This window comes from Pseudoalteromonas caenipelagi (assembly GCF_013140855.1).
Classification (GTDB): Bacteria; Pseudomonadota; Gammaproteobacteria; order Enterobacterales; family Alteromonadaceae; genus Pseudoalteromonas; species Pseudoalteromonas caenipelagi.
The window spans coordinates 216,533-235,267 of the sequence record NZ_JABBPG010000006.1; the positions used below are offsets into that span (position 1 = coordinate 216,533).

General features: G+C 42.3%; 20 protein-coding genes and 1 other RNA gene. 7 read left to right on the forward strand and 14 right to left on the reverse strand.

Annotated elements, in window-relative coordinates; all coding sequences use genetic code 11:
* Window positions 1-261: 261 nt before the first annotated feature.
* The 3 genes from HG263_RS15015 to rsmI all read right to left on the reverse strand — a co-directional run bounded on the left by HG263_RS15015 (window position 262) and on the right by rsmI (window position 3,134).
* Window positions 262-1,665 carry an MBL fold metallo-hydrolase RNA specificity domain-containing protein gene (locus tag HG263_RS15015; protein WP_171626900.1) on the reverse strand — a complete coding sequence of 468 codons (1,404 nt, stop codon included), beginning with the start codon at window positions 1,663-1,665 and terminating at the stop codon, window positions 262-264.
* A gap of 214 nt (window positions 1,666-1,879) precedes the next feature.
* Window positions 1,880-2,231: RNase P RNA component class A (gene rnpB / locus HG263_RS15020), an RNA gene on the reverse strand.
* Window positions 2,232-2,273: 42 nt separating this feature from the next.
* Window positions 2,274-3,134, reverse strand: coding sequence for a 16S rRNA (cytidine(1402)-2'-O)-methyltransferase (gene rsmI / locus HG263_RS15025; RefSeq protein ID WP_171626901.1), 861 nt, complete (start codon window positions 3,132-3,134; stop codon window positions 2,274-2,276).
* A 62-nt stretch (window positions 3,135-3,196) separates the two neighbouring features.
* Between rsmI and HG263_RS15030 the strand changes: the two genes are divergently transcribed.
* Genes HG263_RS15030 through dolP form a run of 4 tightly spaced genes read left to right on the forward strand, consistent with a single transcriptional unit; the run spans window position 3,197 to window position 6,619 of the window.
* Window positions 3,197-5,083 carry a penicillin-binding protein activator gene (locus HG263_RS15030; protein WP_171626902.1) on the forward strand — a complete coding sequence of 629 codons (1,887 nt, stop codon included), beginning with the start codon at window positions 3,197-3,199 and terminating at the stop codon, window positions 5,081-5,083.
* A 12-nt stretch (window positions 5,084-5,095) separates the two neighbouring features.
* On the forward strand, window positions 5,096-5,461 hold the full coding sequence (locus tag HG263_RS15035; RefSeq protein ID WP_171626903.1) for a YraN family protein: 366 nt from the start codon (window positions 5,096-5,098) through the stop codon (window positions 5,459-5,461).
* 1 nt (window position 5,462) lies between these two features.
* On the forward strand, window positions 5,463-6,050 hold the full coding sequence (locus HG263_RS15040; RefSeq protein ID WP_171626904.1) for an SIS domain-containing protein: 588 nt from the start codon (window positions 5,463-5,465) through the stop codon (window positions 6,048-6,050).
* 2 nt (window positions 6,051-6,052) lie between these two features.
* Window positions 6,053-6,619, forward strand: a complete 567-nt coding sequence (gene dolP, locus HG263_RS15045) for a division/outer membrane stress-associated lipid-binding lipoprotein (protein ID WP_171626905.1) — start codon at window positions 6,053-6,055, stop codon at window positions 6,617-6,619.
* 71 nt (window positions 6,620-6,690) lie between these two features.
* Here the strand turns inward: dolP and HG263_RS15050 are convergent, their stop codons facing one another.
* From HG263_RS15050 to zapE, 8 genes are all read right to left on the reverse strand, one after another.
* Window positions 6,691-7,107: a ClpXP protease specificity-enhancing factor gene (locus tag HG263_RS15050; RefSeq protein WP_171626906.1), complete on the reverse strand. Its 417-nt coding sequence runs from the start codon at window positions 7,105-7,107 to the stop codon at window positions 6,691-6,693.
* Window positions 7,107-7,733: a stringent starvation protein SspA gene (sspA, locus tag HG263_RS15055; protein ID WP_171626907.1), complete on the reverse strand. Its 627-nt coding sequence runs from the start codon at window positions 7,731-7,733 to the stop codon at window positions 7,107-7,109. The genes HG263_RS15050 and sspA overlap by 1 nt, the downstream gene beginning before the upstream one ends.
* A gap of 98 nt (window positions 7,734-7,831) precedes the next feature.
* Window positions 7,832-8,569 carry a cytochrome c1 gene (locus tag HG263_RS15060; RefSeq protein WP_171626908.1) on the reverse strand — a complete coding sequence of 246 codons (738 nt, stop codon included), beginning with the start codon at window positions 8,567-8,569 and terminating at the stop codon, window positions 7,832-7,834.
* The gene (locus HG263_RS15065) at window positions 8,566-9,831 is read right to left on the reverse strand and encodes a cytochrome b (protein ID WP_171626909.1); all 1,266 of its coding nucleotides are present in this window, start codon (window positions 9,829-9,831) and stop codon (window positions 8,566-8,568) included. Before HG263_RS15065 ends, HG263_RS15060 begins: the two co-directional genes overlap by 4 nt.
* Window positions 9,831-10,421, reverse strand: coding sequence for a ubiquinol-cytochrome c reductase iron-sulfur subunit (gene petA / locus HG263_RS15070; RefSeq protein ID WP_171626910.1), 591 nt, complete (start codon window positions 10,419-10,421; stop codon window positions 9,831-9,833). Before petA ends, HG263_RS15065 begins: the two co-directional genes overlap by 1 nt.
* A 517-nt stretch (window positions 10,422-10,938) precedes the next feature.
* Entirely contained in the window at window positions 10,939-11,328 is a 390-nt protein-coding gene (rpsI, locus tag HG263_RS15075; RefSeq protein WP_171626911.1) for a 30S ribosomal protein S9, read from the reverse strand.
* 11 nt (window positions 11,329-11,339) lie between these two features.
* Window positions 11,340-11,768 carry a 50S ribosomal protein L13 gene (rplM, locus tag HG263_RS15080; RefSeq protein WP_152084769.1) on the reverse strand — a complete coding sequence of 143 codons (429 nt, stop codon included), beginning with the start codon at window positions 11,766-11,768 and terminating at the stop codon, window positions 11,340-11,342.
* Window positions 11,769-12,029: 261 nt separating this feature from the next.
* Complete coding sequence (gene zapE, locus HG263_RS15085) at window positions 12,030-13,118, reverse strand: cell division protein ZapE (RefSeq protein WP_171626912.1); 1,089 nt, start codon at window positions 13,116-13,118, stop codon at window positions 12,030-12,032.
* A gap of 155 nt (window positions 13,119-13,273) precedes the next feature.
* On the opposite strand from zapE, the gene HG263_RS15090 reads away from it, so the two are divergent.
* The 3 genes from HG263_RS15090 (at window position 13,274) to HG263_RS15100 (ending at window position 16,392) form a co-directional block, all read left to right on the forward strand.
* Window positions 13,274-13,732: a Z-ring associated ZapG family protein gene (locus HG263_RS15090; protein ID WP_171626913.1), complete on the forward strand. Its 459-nt coding sequence runs from the start codon at window positions 13,274-13,276 to the stop codon at window positions 13,730-13,732.
* Window positions 13,733-13,857: 125 nt separating this feature from the next.
* Window positions 13,858-15,210, forward strand: a complete 1,353-nt coding sequence (locus HG263_RS15095; protein ID WP_171626914.1) for a DegQ family serine endoprotease — start codon at window positions 13,858-13,860, stop codon at window positions 15,208-15,210.
* 96 nt (window positions 15,211-15,306) lie between these two features.
* Window positions 15,307-16,392 carry a trypsin-like peptidase domain-containing protein gene (locus tag HG263_RS15100; protein ID WP_171626915.1) on the forward strand — a complete coding sequence of 362 codons (1,086 nt, stop codon included), beginning with the start codon at window positions 15,307-15,309 and terminating at the stop codon, window positions 16,390-16,392.
* 62 nt (window positions 16,393-16,454) lie between these two features.
* On the opposite strand, the gene HG263_RS15105 is transcribed toward HG263_RS15100, so the two are convergent.
* The 3 genes from HG263_RS15105 to HG263_RS15115 are packed head-to-tail and all read right to left on the reverse strand — an operon-like array spanning window position 16,455 to window position 18,726.
* Entirely contained in the window at window positions 16,455-17,087 is a 633-nt protein-coding gene (locus tag HG263_RS15105) for a thiol:disulfide interchange protein DsbA/DsbL (protein ID WP_171626916.1), read from the reverse strand.
* Window positions 17,088-17,102: 15 nt separating this feature from the next.
* On the reverse strand, window positions 17,103-17,735 hold the full coding sequence (locus HG263_RS15110; protein ID WP_171626917.1) for a thiol:disulfide interchange protein DsbA/DsbL: 633 nt from the start codon (window positions 17,733-17,735) through the stop codon (window positions 17,103-17,105).
* Window positions 17,736-17,751: 16 nt separating this feature from the next.
* Entirely contained in the window at window positions 17,752-18,726 is a 975-nt protein-coding gene (locus HG263_RS15115) for a serine/threonine protein kinase (RefSeq protein ID WP_171626918.1), read from the reverse strand.
* Between the last annotated feature and the right edge of the window lie 9 nt (window positions 18,727-18,735).

An 18,735-nucleotide genomic window follows, 5' to 3' on the forward strand; every position in this document is an offset into this window, starting at 1 on the left:
TATCCTTTACCGATTTATATTTCAACAGATAGTTACTCCTAATCAACTATCGTGCCAGAATAAAATATGTCTAATTTTAAGCACTTACAAGAAATCCTAGCAATATATAAAAGCGTACCGCAAAGATAGTGGTGAAAAAAGTAAATAAATAGTGAATTTCACAAATACATTATCACACAAAGACAACACCAAAGTTTTAACCACTTTGTAACAAAGTATAAACTCCATCACAGCAGAAAGATCGCTAACGATTGTGCTCCTTTAAAACTCAATCATGTCACCTAAAATTGGAATATCTGCTTGTATGTTATGCATTTGTTCAAGCTTGCAGGCAAGTGCTTCTAAAGCATCTGGCTCGCCATGAACTAATACCACTTTAGGGTTTGTTTTAAAGTGGCTAACCCATTCTATTAATGCTGCTTGCCCCGCATGCGCTGAAAAGCCATTTAATGTTTCGATATTTGCTTTGACAATAATATCTTCACCAAATAATTTCACATGCCGCGCGCCATCGACCAATATTCTGCCAAGCGTACCATTAGCCTGATAGCCAACAAAAATGACGGTGTTACGGCTATCCCAAATACGATGCTTAAAATGATGTGTGATCCGTCCTCCTGTACACATGCCACTACCGGCGATGATCAACGCACCTTTACTGATTTTGTTAATAGCCATAGAGTCCTCTGCATCAACCATCAAATGCAACGTAGAAAGAAAGTTCTTTAACAGTGTTTGCTCACCTGTACACAAGGTTTTTATTCCCTCGCAGTCTAAGTTGGGTAACCATTGGTCATAAACTGAAGTGACCTCAATGGCCATTGGGCTATCGAGAAAAATTTGCCAATTATCAAGCAACCCTGCTTGCTGTAGTTTTCCTAAATAGAGTAACAACTCTTGCGTACGCCCCACCGCAAAGGCAGGGATCATCACATTACCTCCCCTTGCAAAGGCATTACTCAGGATTTCTTGCAGTTGCTTTTGCGTATCTCCCAAAGTTTTGTGCTCACGATCCCCATAGGTCCCTTCCATCAGCACAATGTCTGCAGTATCCAAATGTACAGGATCGTTCATCAGTAACGTGTCGGTATTACCCAGATCACCAGAGAAAACTAACTTTTTCTGTTTTCCATGATCATCCAATGTAAGTTCAACGATGGCAGAACCAAGTATGTGCCCCGCATCATAAAAACGTACCAAAGCACCGTTGCCAATATCTACCTGTTGTTTGTATGGAAATGGCTTAAGGCACTCTAAAACGTTTAATACATCTTCTTTATTGTACTGAGCGCTAATATCAGCGAGCCCCTTACGTGAGCGTTTGCGATTTTCTCTTCTTAAATCATTTTCATACAAGCTCAAAGCATCGAACAACATAATCGGTAATAACTGCGCAGTCGCCTCTGTACAATAAATTGGGCCAACAAACCCTTCATGCACCAAACAAGGCAACCTGCCGCTGTGATCTAAGTGTGCATGAGATAAAATAACCATGTCGATACTGGCGGGGTTAAAAGAAAATTGCTCTTTGGAGATCAGGTGTTTTGCTCTCATACCTTGGTGCATACCGCAATCAAGCAGCACATCACCCAAAGAAGAGGAACTAATCAAATGACATGACCCCGTTACTTCTTGTGCAGCACCATAAAATGTAATTGTTGGCATTGGTTTCACTCACATTCATTTACGGATAAAAAATCCACGTAATTTCTGTAAGTTTAGTTAGAAAATTGCAGTCAGTTACAACGACAGGATATTTATCCAAGTAATTAGCAAAATATTGCCGCTATGTACCAATGATATGTTGTTTTGCAGATTGATGGTTTGATGGTTTAGAAAACCGCTTGACTTACATAAGCAAATCAAGCGGCTACTAAAATTTCTGAGTCAGCCAATAAGCCGGGTTCTGTCGTGGATAATCATTCGTCTAGGCCATAAATTGCTCTATGGCTCAAGCAACCTACCCGGTTCCAACGTGGGCCACGCCATAAGGAACCCTATTTGGTCTTGCTCCGGGTGGAGTTTACCTTGCAACCAACTGTTACCAGTGGCCCGGTGCGCTCTTACCGCACCCTTTCACCCTTACCAACCGAAGTTGGCGGTCTCCTCTCTGCTGCACTTGTCGTAGGCTCGCGCCCCCCAGCCGTTAGCTGGCACCCTGCCCTGTGGAGCCCGGACTTTCCTCCCCCTGCGCATTTTCGTTGCAGGCAGCGATTATCTCGGCTGACTCAGGGGCGGGATAATACAGGATTATCATCAAAAGCTCACGCTTTTTACGCGTCTTTTTCGGCAATCGCCGCTTTATACAAGGCGTTTTTCTTTAAGTTAAAGTAGTCCGCAACAACGCCACAGGCTTTTTTCAAAGGCATCTCACTTTCAAGTAACGACAACATACGTTTAGCATCCGCTGGGATTTCTTCTTGTTGCTTTGGTTTACCTGGTAGCATCAGTACGAGTTCGCCTCGTTGTTTTTCCGGCTCTCCTGTCAAAAACTCGATCAATTTCGCTACTGTACCACTAAAAAATGTTTCGTATGTTTTAGTGAGTTCTTTGGCAAACACAACTTGTTGCTCCTCACCTAGCGCGGTTTGCAAATCGTTAAGGCTCGCCATTATTCGGTGCGTACTCTCATACATAATACTGGTGATACCACTTTCATATGCAGCTACAAAAAACTGCTGTCTAGCTTGGCTCTTTGCTGGGGTAAAACCAACAAATTGAAAACGATCCGTTGGCAAGCCAGAACAACAAAGCGCGGTAATCGCGGCACAAGCCCCGGGTACTGGCGTGACATGAGCGCCTTGTTCGCGGCAGAGGTTTACAACGGCATAGCCTGGGTCACTAATTAAAGGCGTCCCCGCATCCGATACCAAAGCGATATCTAACCCCTCATTGAGCCAATCAACAACTTGCTGCGCTTTTTGTTTTTCATTGTGATCATGCAAGGCAAAGGTTTTAGCTTTGATGTTAAAGTGGCTCAGTAATTTACCAGTATGTCGTGTATCTTCAGCTGCGATTAAGTCGACATTGGATAACGTTGTTAGAGCTCGCTCGCTGATGTCGGCAAGATTGCCAATTGGCGTGGCTACCACATAAAGGGTGCCTATTTTATCTGTGTTCTGTGCTTTTATCATTGAGCTCTCCCAGTTCAGTCAGTAAGATAGCCCCTAGAAAATAAATCAACTAGGGCGTTGTTGTGCGACTGAAAATAATTAGTCTTGTAATCGCTATATTGTCGGGGTTATCAGCCTGTAGTACAACTGAAAAAGTACCAACAGCTAACTCCAAGCCACAAAATAAGCAATCCAAGCACACTTTAGATTATTCTGATGCGCTTGCCTTGTTTGAAAAAGCCCAATCTAAGTCCGGCGTGGATAGAATCCAGTTACTTTATTATGCAAGAGATGCGGCGATTAGTAGCAAAGAGTGGCAACTTCTTGAACAAATTTGTTTCGCCTTAGAGAGTAAGGTCAGTGTTGATCACGTCCAAAATAAATTATATATCGCGTTGGCACGCAAAAATCAGCAACGTGCTAGTGCAGCCTTGGCAATTCTTAATTCACTTGAAGATCAACTTTCTTTGCCTGAACACAAAGCTTGGCATCAATATTTAACTGGCAGTATTTACGCCTCAGAAGGACTACCTAATCAAGCGCTCAGCTACTTTTTTAATGCCGCCAATATAAGTACTCAAAGCAACGTCACCATTGCTAATCTTAATGATGATATCTGGCAGGCGCTTCAGCAACTATCGTCTTATGCTTTGGAAAAGCTAGATACCGGCACTGTTATTCAACAAGGTTGGGTGAAGCTTGCTAAATATCAACTTGTTTATCTTGGTGCTGGTGTACAACTTCATCAGGCTCTCAATAACTGGCAACGTCGTTTTGTAAGTCATCCTGCTAGCTACTTATTACCCAAAGAAGTGGCAACATCAGTGAACTTAGTACCCTATGATACGAAACGATTAGCAATTTTACTGCCGCAATCAGGGAGCAGTGAGCGGTTTGGCATTGCCCTAAAAAACGGCTTTTTAGCCGCTTTGGACAAACAAAGTATCGATGAGGTTTTCTTTATCGATGAAGCTCAAAGCCCCCAAGAAATTGAACAAGCGATTGTGCGTCATCAAATCGATTTTGTGATTGGTCCATTGCTGAAAAATAATATTGATAAACTTGCTGCGAGTGACGTACTCTCTGCTTTACCAACGATATATTTAAATACTCCGAGCCAACTTAATCTTAATACACAGCATTATTACTTTGCCCTCAACCCTGAGCATGAGGTTGAACAAGCCTTGGTTCACTTCTTGGCAAAAGAATATCAAAAGCCTATGCTATTGGCCCCAGATAATAACTCTGGGCACCGACTCATCAATCATTTTCAACAGCAATGGCAAAGATTCAGTGAGGCTCAACCAGAAGTAGGTTTTTATACCGACAGCAAAAATATGGCTAAAGTCGTAGCGAATTTGCTCGAAGTTGATGAATCAAAGCAACGTATTAAAACAATAAAATCTTTATTCCGCCAAGAAGTTGAAAGCGAAACCCGCTCCCGTGGAGACATAGATGTGATCTATATTTTGGGTGACACGATTGAAACTCGACTACTAAAACCTTACTTGGATGTTAATGTAAGCACTTTTGCTGAGCGCATCCCTTTATATGCGACATCTAAAAGCTACAGTCGACGCATAGACTCCACAGACAAAGGTGATTTAGAAGGCTTATATTTTACAGAGCAGCCGTGGATGCTGCCTGGGGCCGTACAACAAAACGGCTTACGAGAAAAGTATTTAACACTGTGGCCTGAGCAAGCTGATATAGAGCAGCGACTATTTGCAATGGCATACGATTCTCTAAATTTGATCCCACAGATAAAACAACTCGCACATATACCCGGTAAAGAGTTTTCTGGTTTAACAGGACAAATTAGTATAAAGCGCGATAACATCCTTACCAGGACTTTAAGCTGGGCGCAATACAGGCAGAACAAGGTCCGTTTAGTGAAGCTTGATGAAACCCCACCTGCCCCACTTTATATGCGCCAGACACAAAAGACAGACGAGCAAGTTCTGAACTAAGGCAGGATGCCAATGTTTAAAGGATTATTCAAAAACACCAGAGATAAAGGTGAGCATTACGAACGCCTAGCCAAATCATATTTGCAAAAACAAGGGCTAGAGTATGTACAGAGCAATTATTATTGCCCGTACGGTGAAATAGATTTGATCATGCGTGATAGTAACTGTTGGGTCTTCATAGAAGTGAAATATCGACAGTCAAACCGCTTTGGTGGTGCACTGGCAGCACTCGGTCACGCAAAACAACAAAAGCTAATACGTAGCATTTATCACTACTTGGGCGCACAACAGTTGCATAATGTACCAGTGCGCGTAGACTTTATTGCGATTGAGGGCAAAAACCCTCCTAATATACAATGGATTAAGAGCGTTTTTTAGTATGCAAGAATCTATTAAAAGCATTTTTACTGAAAGTATTCAGGCACAAATTGCAGCCGGGGAAGTACTACCCGATGCACTGGAATCAGCAGCATTCACAATTGTGCAAGGGTTAATAAACGGCAACAAACTGTTGTGCTGCGGCGCAGATAACTGCCATATGCTTGCTGAACATATGGCCGGATTACTGGTCAATTTTTACGAAACTGAGCGTCCTTGTTTACCCGCAGTCGCACTCGCACAAACCTCAGTTCACTTAGGACAGTCTACAACCTCTGATGATGCAGATCGCTTTTCAAGACAAGTAAGAGCATTTGCTCAGCAAGGCGATTTACTGTTAGTCATTGCCGTTAACGGCAATGAGAAAGACATTGTCAGTGCAGCTGAGGCTGCACTGACAAAAGATATGAAAGTCATCGCGCTGGTTGGAGATGACGGCGGTGAATTAACTGGGCTATTAGGCCCCAGTGATGTAGAGATCCGTGTACCTAGTAAACGCCCTAGCCGCATAGTCGAGTCTCACTTGTTCATTATACACTGCCTTAGTCAGTTGATTGACAATGCTTTATTCCCACAAGGAGAGCAGTAACAATGTTGGTAAAACCTATCGCGCTGCTATTGAGTCTTGCGCTGTTACAAGGTTGTGCAGCGGCAGTCGTCGCTGGCACTGCAGGTGCTATTTCTGCGGCAGACGATCGTCGCACAATAGGCTCTCAGCTTGATGATAACAATATAGAAATCAAGGGAATGATTGCAATTCGAAATATTGAGCGCTTAAAAGAACATGCCAATATCAGCCTAATTAGTGTCAACGGTGTTGTTTTAATGGTTGGGCAAGTCGCCAATATAGAGATGAAAGAGCAAGCGCAAAAAGCACTACAGGGTATTGCGGCTATTCGTCAAATTCATAATCAATTGAGAATTAGCAGCAACATCGGCGTGGCAACGCAAACTTATGATGTTTGGCTAACCTCAAAAGTAAAAACCAAACTACTCGCCGCAGATGATGTCAGTGGCAATAATATAAAAGTGGTTACTGAGAATAGCGAAGTATTTTTGATGGGCCTAGTAAGCCAAGAAGAAGCCAATAGAGCAGTCGAAATTGCTCGCCATATCAATGGTGTAGCTCGAGTTGTAAAAGCTTTCGAATATTTGTAGTGTTAATTTATATCACACATAAAAAAACCTGCTAGGAGCAGGTTTTTTTATTTCAGAAGTAATGCAGCGCATTACTTGATCACTCTAAGGTGTGATCCTTTTGGCTTTTCAGGTTCAGCTTTTTCTGACTCTGCTGATTGTGTTTCACGCGTTTCTTGAACATCCTCATCATCAGGAAACTCCTCTTGCGTAAAGACGGTTCCTTCACCATTTTCACGTGCATAGATAGCCAATACCGCAGCAATAGGCACATACACTTGCATAGGCTGACCACCAAAGCGAGCATTAAAGCTCAATTGATGATTATCCATTGCAAATTGCGTGACGGCTGATGGGCTGATATTCAACACAATCTGCCCATCTTGTACAAACTGTGTAGGCACTTGAACAGCTGGATACTCAGCATTAACAACAAGATGTGGTGTACATTCGTTATCAATGATCCAATCAAAAAAGGCTCTCAGTAAATATGGGCGATTTGGAGTCATTATGCTCTGATCTCACGCTCTGCTTCAGTCAATGAAGCTTGGAAAGAGTCACGTTCAAATAAACGTAACATATAGTCTTTCAACTCTTTCGCACCAGCGCCACTGAGCTCAATACCGAATTGCGGTAAACGCCAAAGTAGTGGTGCTAAATAGCAATCAACCAAACTGAATTCTTCGCTCATGAAATAAGGCGCTTCATTGAAAATTGCCGCAACCGCTAAAAGAGCCTCTGTTAACTCCTTACGTGCTTGCGCTTCTTCAGCACCACCATCCATAATTTTAGCTGCTAGGCTGTACCAGTCAGTATCAATTCGGTGCATCATAAGACGACTACGGCCGCGCATTACTGGGTAGACAGGCATTAAAGGTGGATGTGGAAAACGCTCATCAAGGTACTCATTGATAATGTCCGCTTGGTATAAACCCAACTCACGGTCAATTAAAGTAGGGACCGTACCATAAGGGTTTATCTCATGTAGAGCCTCTGGCAGGTTATCCTTCTCTGCTAGGTGAATATCAACACTTACCCCTTTCTCAGCCAGTACAATACGCACTTGGTGGCTATACATGCAGTTTGCACCAGAGAAAAGAGTCATTACAGGGCGCTTATTGGCAGCAACGGCCATGCCTACCTCCATTAATAATTACAAAAAGTAATAAATCACTTTAAACAGCAATAGGGGCTAAAGCCCCTATTACAAAAATCACCTTAGATATGACCAACTTAGTGGACATCTCTCCAGTATTCTTTCTTCAAGAAGAACGCAAGGATAAATAGAATAACTAAAAATCCTAGTACTTTATAACCAATCGCTTCTGACTCTAGACGAGAAGGCTCACCTACATATGCCAAGAAATTGGTTATATCACGCGCTGCTTGATCATATTCATCAGTACTTAGCTCACCAGAACCATCAGTTTGAGTGCCTACTACTTTAGTTACGGTATGGCCATGCTCATCTACTTGTTCAGTAATTGGCGTTGGTAAACCTTGTAACTCTTGTAATACGTGTGGCATCCCCACTGAAGGGAAGATGATGTTATTTACACCAAATGGACGAGACTCATCTTTGTAGAAAGATTTAAGATAAGTATAAATCCAATCAGTACCACGAACACGTGCAACCAAAGTTAGATCCGGTGGCGCAGCACCAAACCACTTAGCCGCGTCTTCTTTTTTGATTGAGTTCTTGATATGACTACCCACTTTTGAGCCGTCAAAAATCAATTGCTGCTGACCGATATCAGTTGGAATACCGATATCTCTAAAAGTACGCTCATAACGCTGATACTGCATTTGGTGACAACCAAGACAGTAATTCATAAACAACTTAGCACCACGTTGCAATGACGCCTTGTCTGTTAAATCATTGCCCGCTTCCATCAGTGGTACTGATGGACCCGCTGCCATAGCAAACGTTGGCAACAATGCGAATAAACCGATAATTAGCTTTTTCATCATTTCGTCAACCTCGTTGGCAATGGTTTTGTCTTTTCATTCTTCGAGTACACAAACAGTAATACGAAGAACATGAAGTATGTCACGGTAGTAATTTGCGACAACAATGTCTTGAAGTCTGTTTGTGGTGTAGCACCAATCCAGCCAAGAATAACAAACGTCACAACAAACTGTGCAATGTTAATTTTGTGGAAGCCACAGCGATAACGAATAGACTTCACTTTACCACGGTCAATCCAAGGTAGCAGAGCTAGTACAACGATTGATGCGCCCATTGCCACGACACCTAATAGCTTATTAGGAATAGCACGTAAGATTGCGTAGAACGGCGTAAAGTACCATACAGGGAAAATATGCTCTGGCGTTTTCAGTGGGTTAGCGGCTTCAAAGTTAGGCGCTTCTAAGAAGAAACCATTCATCTCAGGAACAAAGAATACAACCCAGCAGAACAAAATTAAGAAACCAGCCACACCTAACACATCTTTTACTGTGTAGTAAGGGTGGAATGGAATAGCATCCACGATATCTTTTTTGCTTGTATAATATTCATGGAACTTGAATTTTGGCTTATCTTCCTCTGCAACAGTGCCTTTCTTACGCTTGATTTCAACACCATCTGGGTTATTTGAACCCACTTCGTGTAGAGCAACGATGTGTAAGAACACAAGAATGACTAATACCAACGGCAGTGCAATAACGTGTAATGCAAAGAAGCGGTTTAATGTTGCGCCTGAGATTACATAGTCACCACGGATCCAAAGTGTTAAATCGTCACCAATCACTGGGATAGCACCAAACAGCGAGATAATTACCTGAGCACCCCAAAAAGACATTTGCCCCCAAGGTAACAAGTAACCCATAAATGCTTCAGCCATTAATGCTAAGAAAATGAACATACCAAATAGCCACAGAAGCTCACGTGGTTTTTGGTAAGAACCGTAGATCATGCCACGGAACATGTGCAAGTACACAACAATAAAGAATGCAGATGCACCAGTAGAGTGCAAATAACGTAGTAACCAGCCGTACTCAACATCACGCATGATGTATTCAACTGAAGCAAATGCGCCCTCAGCCGAAGGTACAAAGTTCATCGTTAACCAAATACCAGTAATAATTTGGTTAACCAATACTAAAATGGCAAGTGAGCCAAATAGGTACCAAAAGTTAAAGTTTTTTGGCGCAGGATATTGAGCAATGTGCATATTCCAAACGCGAGTCATTGGAATACGTTCATCGATCCAGTTGATAATATTACCAAACATTACGCAACCCCTTCTTCTTCACCAACCAAAATGGTTGTGTCATCAATAAAGGTATACGGTGGGATCTCAAGGTTTAATGGTGCTGGAACCGATTGAAATACACGGCCAGCCATATCAAACTTAGAACCATGACATGGGCAGAAGAAACCATCATCAGTGCCTTCTACTTTCTCACCAAATCCACCTTGTAAGAAACCAGGTGAACATCCTAAGTGAGTACAGATACCAACCGCCACAAATATTTCTGGACGCTTAGAACGATATGGGTTTTTCGCTGAATCTAGCTGTTGAGGCTCTTCAGATGCTGGATCACGAAGCATATCTTCATGAGCTTTCATTTGCTCAAGCATCTTAGGCGTACGAGATACAACCCATACAGGTTTGCCTCGCCACTCAACACGAATTAATTGTCCAGGCTCAAGCTTGCTGATATCTACTTCTACAGGCGCACCTGCAGATTTAGCTCGCTCACTTGGATTCCAAGACGCAATAAAAGGAACAGCAGCCCCAGCCGCACCAACACCACCAACAACAGAGGTAGCTATGGTTAAAAAGCGACGTCGGCCATTGTCTACAGGCGCATTGCTCATCCACTTATCTCCACTATGATTCTCAACACTTGCTATATTGAGAACATCAGTTACAGCAGGTTAATTTTAAGAAACTACAAAATAGAAGCGATCATAAATAAATCCCTTGATTAAAACAAGGTTATTACAGACTCATGCCCTAATAAACCCAAGCTAAATTAGCTAGGTTACTTTGAGCATGAGGCCGATGGCCTATGATACGCTATTCTAAAAAACAATATACTGACCAAGATCAACCTCAACTGAGGCTAGAGAACCACCGAATGCAGGGTTGAAACTCGCTCACTTTACTTGCCATGCAATTGTAGCAAAAAAATACGCCGAGTTATCGTCAGATTTGCACTAAATCCCTAAATATTGCACTTTTTTTATCAGAAAATCTGAGGATTAGGAAAAATGCCTACTAATTAAGCAGAAATAAAAATTGTTCGAACTGAATTTAAAAGGCAGGTAAGAATAAAGCAAAAACAAAAAACCCAGCAGATGCTGGGTTTTTGAATTCCTGAAACGTAAAAAATTAACGTTTTGAGAACTGTGTCTTCTTACGTGCTTTCTTAAGACCAACTTTCTTACGCTCAACTTTACGAGCGTCGCGAGTAACAAAGCCAGCTTTACGAAGTGAAGGACGAAGTGACTCGTCAAATTCCATAAGTGCACGCGTGATACCGTGGCGGATTGCGCCAGCTTGACCAGTCATACCACCACCTTCAACAGTGATGTAAAGGTCAAACTTCTCTGTCATTTCAACTAGCTCTAGAGGCTGACGAACAACCATGCGAGAAGTTTCACGACCGAAGTACTCTTCGATAGAACGCTGATTAATTACGATGCTGCCAGTGCCTGGGCGTAAGAATACGCGAGCACTTGAACTTTTACGACGACCTGTACCGTAGTATTGATTTGCCATGAGTGTGCTCCTTAAATGTCTAGAACCTGCGGCTGTTGTGCCGCGTGGTTGTGCTCGTTACCAGCGTAAACTTTAAGTTTACGGTACATTTCACGACCTAGAGGACCGCGAGGTAACATGCCCTTAACCGCTTTTTCGATGATCATTTCAGGCTTTTTAGCTTGAAGTTTCTCGAAGTTCACAGACTTAAGACCGCCAGGGAAGCCAGTGTGAGCGTAGTACATTTTGTCCTGAGTTTTGTTACCAGTTACAGTAACTTTTTCAGCGTTGATAACGATGATGTAATCACCAGTATCTACATGAGGAGTGTACTCAGCTTTATGCTTACCGCGAAGGCGACGAGCGATTTCAGTAGCGATGCGACCTAAAGTTTTACCTTCAGCGTCAACTACGTACCAGTCACGTTTTACAGTTTCTGGTTTAGCAACAAACGTTTTCATTTAAAAATCCAATGTTTTTCTATTTAAAACCACAGGTAATCAAAAGATTACCGCTTACTATATGAGTGCTTTAACCCCTTCGAGTTTAAGACTTTTTTGCCGCTCAAGTCAGTGGCTAAGCCGACGAGGGCAATAGAACGCAACGTGGCAGGCCGCGGATTATAGCAACTCTATTTATACTTGACTAGCGTGAGATTGTTTTTTCTACAAAAAACTTTTTGCATCACGCTCTCCTATTTTGATAGAACAATAAACCAGCAATCATGCAAGATGTTCTCTTGCAAGGTATTCCAGTGACTGCATTTCTTGTAACCGACTGACACAGCGCTTAAATTCGAAGTTCAAAGTACCTTGGGTATACAGCTCAGTGATTGGCGCTGCAGCAGAGATAATCAAAGTGACATTACGCTCGTAAAATTCGTCGACTAGTGCAATAAAACGCCTTGCCGCATCATCGTTATGTTGTCCCAACTGCTTCACATTAGACAAAATGACTGTGTTGTATAGTCGACTTATTTCCATGTAATCAACTTGCGATCGCGCCGTTTCACACAAGGCTGAAAAGTCAAACATCACGATGCAATCGGAGACTTTACGGGTTTGGATTAAACGTCCCTCTATTTCAATTTTTTCATCTAAACGGCCAGGTTCGGGTGAAAGTTTATCAAAGTACTCAAATAAATTTTGATCCGCTTGCTCATCCAGTGGACTGTGGAAAATCTCCGCTTGCTCAAGTGTTCGTAACCGATAATCGATACCCGAATCAACATTCACCACTTCGGTATTTTCATTCACTAATTCTATAGCTGGTAAAAAACGTGCTCGCTGCAGACCATTTCGATACAGTTCATCAGGAACAATATTAGAAGTTGCCACCAACACGATATCTCTGGCAAACAATGCTTGCATCAAACCACCTAACAGCATTGCATCGGTAATGTCCTGCACAAAGAATTCATCAAAACAGATTATGTCCGTTTGTGCTTTGAATTTGTCAGCAACTGTTTCTAGCGGATTTTTAACGTCTTTCAAAAGCTTTAGTTCATCATGCACTCGATGCATAAAACGATGAAAGTGCACTCGCATTTTTCTTTCTGTTGGTAATGTTTCGTAGAAGGTGTCAACTAAATAAGTTTTACCCCGCCCAACTCCTCCCCAAAAGTATAAACCTTTGACTTTTTGTGGCTTAGGCTTGCCAAACCACTTAGCGAACAACCCCTTTTTGGGTTCTGGGGCTGCAGCTAAATCATCATATAGCCTTTGTAAATGCTTTACGGCATTCTCTTGAGCACTATCGTATTGAAAGTCTTCTCGCTGTAAATCTTGCTGATATTTTTCCCACGGTGTCATAGTCAGTTACATAGTTCTACGTTTTTATTTGCGTATTATATTAACACGCATCGATTCTAGGCGTATATTTAGCTTATCATTAGATTTTATCATTAGTCGCAAACTCGCCCAGTTTTCAAAGCTTATGCGCTTCGCGATGTTATTAGGAGAGATATATGACCTCATTTGCCTGGATTGGCCTTATCGTAATCGTTGCCATTGCTGCCTTTTTTATTGGCTCTGTATGGACTAAAAAGCAATTTAAACACAGTGATCTTGAGCAGCAAGCTCAACAAGCAAAGCATGAACTTGAGCAATACCGCCAAGAAGTTGCTGACCACCTTGCCAGTACCAAAAAGCTAATGGGCAAAATGCAAGATAGCTATAGTCAACTACTAAACCATGTAGAGGAAACAAATCAGGTACTCTTAGCGGAAAAACCAAGTCACCCTAGCGAGCCATTTTTCTCAAAAGAAACAACGGAGCAATTACACGCTTCATTGAAGAGTCGACCTGAACGCCGCCGCAGCGATAGAGCGAGCGAAGGCTTTTCACAGCCAACCGACTATGTTGATGGTGAAAGTGGTCTTTTCTCAGGTGAACGGTTAGAAGTTGAGCAATCAAAAGCCTCTTGATGAACTTTTTTTTGACCCCATAGTCAGTAGATATAGTTTTTCACAATAGCGAAACGGCAAGCACCCATAGATTTTAGTACTTGCCTTTTCAATGCATTAACGCTTTTGCGGAGTATTTACTAACTATGAAATTGAAACACTCGTTATTAACAGCAGCTATTTTATCAACCGCCCTACTTATTAGCCCAAATGCTGCTTTAGCTAAGCTTCCAATGGCAGTAGATGGCCAAGCTATGCCAACACTTGCACCAATGCTAGAGCGTGTGACACCTGGTGTGGTCAGTATTCAAGTTTCAGGTGCAAAAGAAGTAAGGCGTCGTGTTGACCCTTTCGATTATTTCTTTGGTAACCCTCAGCCACGCAGTCAAAAGCGTCAATTCAGTGGTCTAGGCTCCGGTGTAATTATCGATGCTGATGAAGGTTATGTAGTTACCAACAACCATGTAATAGCAGATGCTGAGAAAATTGTTGTAACTCTAGAAGATGGTCGAGAGTTTGAAGCTAAACTCGTCGGTACTGATAAAGAGTCAGATATTGCATTACTAGAAATCGATGGCAATGATTTAACTGAGGTTAAACTGGCTGATTCTGACAAGCTTCGTGTCGGTGACTTTTCTGTCGCCATTGGTAATCCATTTGGTCTGAGCCACACCGTTACTTCAGGAATTATCAGTGCGCTGGGACGTAGCGGCTTAAATATTGAAGGTTATGAAGACTTTATTCAAACTGATGCAGCAATAAACCAAGGTAACTCAGGTGGCGCACTGGTGAACTTAAGAGGCGAGCTGATTGGTATTAACACCGCTATCTTAGGGGCTTCAGGCGGCAATGTGGGGATCGGCTTTGCAATTCCCTCGAATATGATGAAAAACCTAGTGGATCAAATCATTGAGTTTGGTCAGGTTCGCCGCGGGTCATTAGGAATAGAGGGTCGCACGCTTGATGCGGGTATTGCTAAGGCACAAGGGTTCGACGTTAAGCAAGGTGCCTATGTTGCACGTGTTGTCAAAGAGTCTGCAGCTGCAGAAGCCGGCATTTTAGCCAACGACGTTATTATCAGTGTTAACGGTGACGATATTCACAGCTTTGCAGAGCTAGCCAGTAAAATTGCAACAATTGGCGAAGGCAGAACCGTAGAGCTTGGTGTTTATCGAGATGGTCGTAAACGCACCATAGAAGTAACACTTAAAGGTCAAGGTGAAGCTCAAGCTCCAGCTGACAAAGTGCACCCAATGCTGCGCGGCGCTGTGCTTGAAAGCGGTGAGCGCAATGGCAATAAAGGTGTGGTTGTCACGTCTGTTGAACCTCGCTCTCCTGCAGCACGAGTTGGTTTAGAAGAAGGCGATGTGATCATGCAAGTTAACCGTAAACGAGTTGATAGCATTCGTGATATGAGCAGCCTAATCGATGATATTCAGGGTAACATTGTGCTTGGTATCAAACGCGGTCGAGACTCGGTCTTCTTACTTATTCAATAATATAAGTATAAGTTTGTATTAAAAAACACAGTGGCACTTGCCGCTGTGTTTTTCTTTGTGCATGATAAAACCTTTAGAACTAATAAGACTGCGCTTGTGCTTAAACTAATTCGCTTTTTACTCCCTCCCTTTGTGGCAGGACTTTGTATCGCTTTTCTAATTATTTGGTTTTCTCCAAACTTAAAAAGCGCTGTACTGCCAAAGTTTGACGTAACCGGACACTATACCAATAGCCACATGAGCTTTGCTGATGCTGTTGAAAAAGCAGCACCTGCGGTTGTTACTATCTTCTCTGAAAGCATTTCATCTGTGCCTCGTTACATGCGCGCAAACACCACTCAAGAGCTTGGTTCAGGTGTGCTCATGTCTCATGATGGCTATATTCTGACTAACTACCATGTTGTCAATGATGCCGACCAAATCATGGTCATACTGACGGATGGACGCCGCTTTAATGATGTACAAGTCATTGGCTTTGATACGATCACAGATTTAGCATTACTAAAAATCGATGCGCAACATCTTCCTGTGATCCCCATTGATGATAGTTTTAATCCTCGCGTTGGTGATGTTGTACTTGCTATAGGTAACCCGCTTAATTTGGGTCAAACCATTACTCAAGGTGTTGTCAGCGCAACAGGCAAGCAATCTCTCACTGATAGCCCTTACAATAACCTATTACAAATGGATGCAGCGGTGAATGTTGGCAACTCTGGTGGTGCGCTTGTTAACTCCAATGGCGTACTCGTAGGTATCACATCAGCACAATTTCGTACTCGCTACAATATCGACATCCAAGGGATTTCATTTGCCGTACCCTACCAACTCGCTAAAGAAGTTATGCAAAAGCTCATTGTAGATGGTCGGGTAGTACGTGGTTATTTGGGTTTCAGGGGAGCAGCAGTTGATAGCACTGGTAAAGAAGTTACCGATTTATACACCCGTATAGTTGGTCTCAGAGTCAGTGATTTAGACCCTCTAGGACCCGCATGGCAAGCCGGTATGCAAGAAAACGACATTATCGTAAAAGTGGCAGGAGAACCAGTCACCAATCCACAGCGCACTCTCAAATTCATCGGTAATACTCGCCCTGGCACTCGACTCGAATTTGAGGTGTATAGAGGCGACGAGCTACGTACATTCACTTTAGTCGTTGCTGAGCTCGAAACCAGAGCCAACTAAACTTAAAACTACAAAACAAAAAAGCCTCTTTCGAGGCTTTTTTGTTACAAACTAAATTACGATTACTTGGTTGCTAAATAATTGATCAACGCACTGATCTGTTCAGGTGTTGTCGTCTTCGATTCACGTAATAATAGCTTGTATTTACCATTAACGATAAACGTTGGTACGCCTGTTAATGCGCCCTTATCTTGTAATTGTTCTTGCATACGTGTCATACGAGAAGCTTTTGTACGCACAGAGAAGCTTTTATACAACTTATCAAACTTATCTGCATCTACGCCTTGTGACACAAAAATATCTTTAATATCAGCTAGCTCGTTTATCTTGCCACGTTTTGTGTGAATATGAGAAAACAGCGCAGAAACAATGGCATCTTTTTGCGGTAATACAGCTGCAGTGGCTAATGCATTAGCCATCATCTTTTGCTTTTCTGGGTCACGTGGACCGACAAAGTTAACATGGCTCTTTTTAAACTTCACACTTTTGTCTAACTTTGGCTTAAACTCAGTAATTAATGGCTCAAAAGCATTACAGGCAGGACAATAAAATGAAAAGTATTCTGTCACTTCAGGCTTTTTAGTGCCTCGCTCAGAAACCACTTCATAGTGTACACCTTCTTCATACTGCTGCGCAGCATTCGCCAGCATTGGTAACATAAGCGCCACAGCCGCTGCTTTAATAAACTTCAACATATATTTCTCCAATTCTTATTTTTCTAGCAAATATTTTACCAGTGATTCCAATTCAGCTTGGCTTTTCAGCTCTCGCACATTTATTTTGTACTTATCATTCACTATAAAAGTAGGTACGCCTGTTAATGCACCTAATTTTCCAAACAGTTCTTGCTGCTCTTGCATTTTCTTCTCAGCGGCAATAACCAACATGCTACTCATGCTTTGGTCAAACTCTTTTTCACTTATGCCATTTAGTTCAAGCAGCTTTTTCACATCTTTGATTTCTGCTAGGTTTGCTTTTTTCTTGTGAATACTATCAAAAATCTGCGCAGCAACCTGTTTGCCCTTTCCAGCTTGTTGCGCAATGATATAGGCATAGCTCAGATTACTTTGTACTTGTGCAGGCAGTCCGCCCAAGAAATTTACATGACTTTTCTCAAACTCAGCACCCTCTGGCAAGCTATTTTCCAGTGCGATGGCAATGGGCTCAAATTGGTAACAATGTGGGCAGTAAAAAGAGAAAAACTCAGTTACTTTTGGGGTCTCGCTTTTGGCGTTCTCGATAGTCTGATAATGCTTACCATCAGTAAAATCAGCAGCATTCACAGCAAAGGTTAACAAGGGTATAACCAGTAGCAGAAGGGATTGTTTTATTGTTTTAAACATGGATCTCTCTCAATTTTTATGGAATTAATCTCAGCGCAGGTTCATGTAACGTGGCAAATTGTTCTTTTAGTGCCAATATCTGTTGTTCCCAGTATTTGTCAGTTGCAAACCACGAAAAGTTCCGTGGAAAAGCAGGATCTTGCCAGCGAGTTGCTATCCAACCCATGTAGTGCACCATACGCATGGCACGCAGCGGTTCAATTAAATTTAACTGACGCTGCTCAAACGTATTAAATTCTTCATAACCCGATAACAGTGTATCAAGTTGTACTAACTGTTCTTGCCTATCGCCATTTAACATCATCCAAAGGTCTTGGATCAAAGGGCCTTGACGGCAATCATCTAGGTCAACCAACATCAAATGCTCACCAGACCAGAGAATATTGCCAGCATGGCAGTCGCCATGCAAACGGATCTGCTCAACTTGCTGATATTCTTGTTCTGTTTTTTCTATTAAGTGTTCGAGAATCGTGACAAAAGGCGTTTCCAAATGCATCGGAAGCAGCTGACTTTTAAGCAATGCATCCTTTGCATTATACAAATAGTCTTGGCAATTAATGGTGGGGCGATGTTTAAATTGTTGTGTACCGGCAACTCTGTGCATACGGCCAATATAGCGCCCTAATATTTCTAGTTGATCTAAGTTGTCCATCTCGAACTGACGTCCGCCTACACTTGGAAATAATGCGAAGCGATAGCCCTGATAGTGGAATAGACTGTCACCACCACGCTTAATTGGCGCAACCATTGGCACTTCAGCTTCTTGCAAACTAAATGCAAACTGATGTTCCTCTAAAATTTGCTCGTCACTCCAACGATATGGCCGATAGAATTTAGCGACATAGCGAAAGTTATCATCAGCCTTAAACTGATACACCCTATTCTCATAGCTGTTTAGTGCCAGTAAACCTGACTCTGGATATATGCCAACACTCTCAATGGCATCTAAAATGAAATCGGGGGTTAGATTTGCAAAGCTAAATTCGCTCATAAGTCTCTC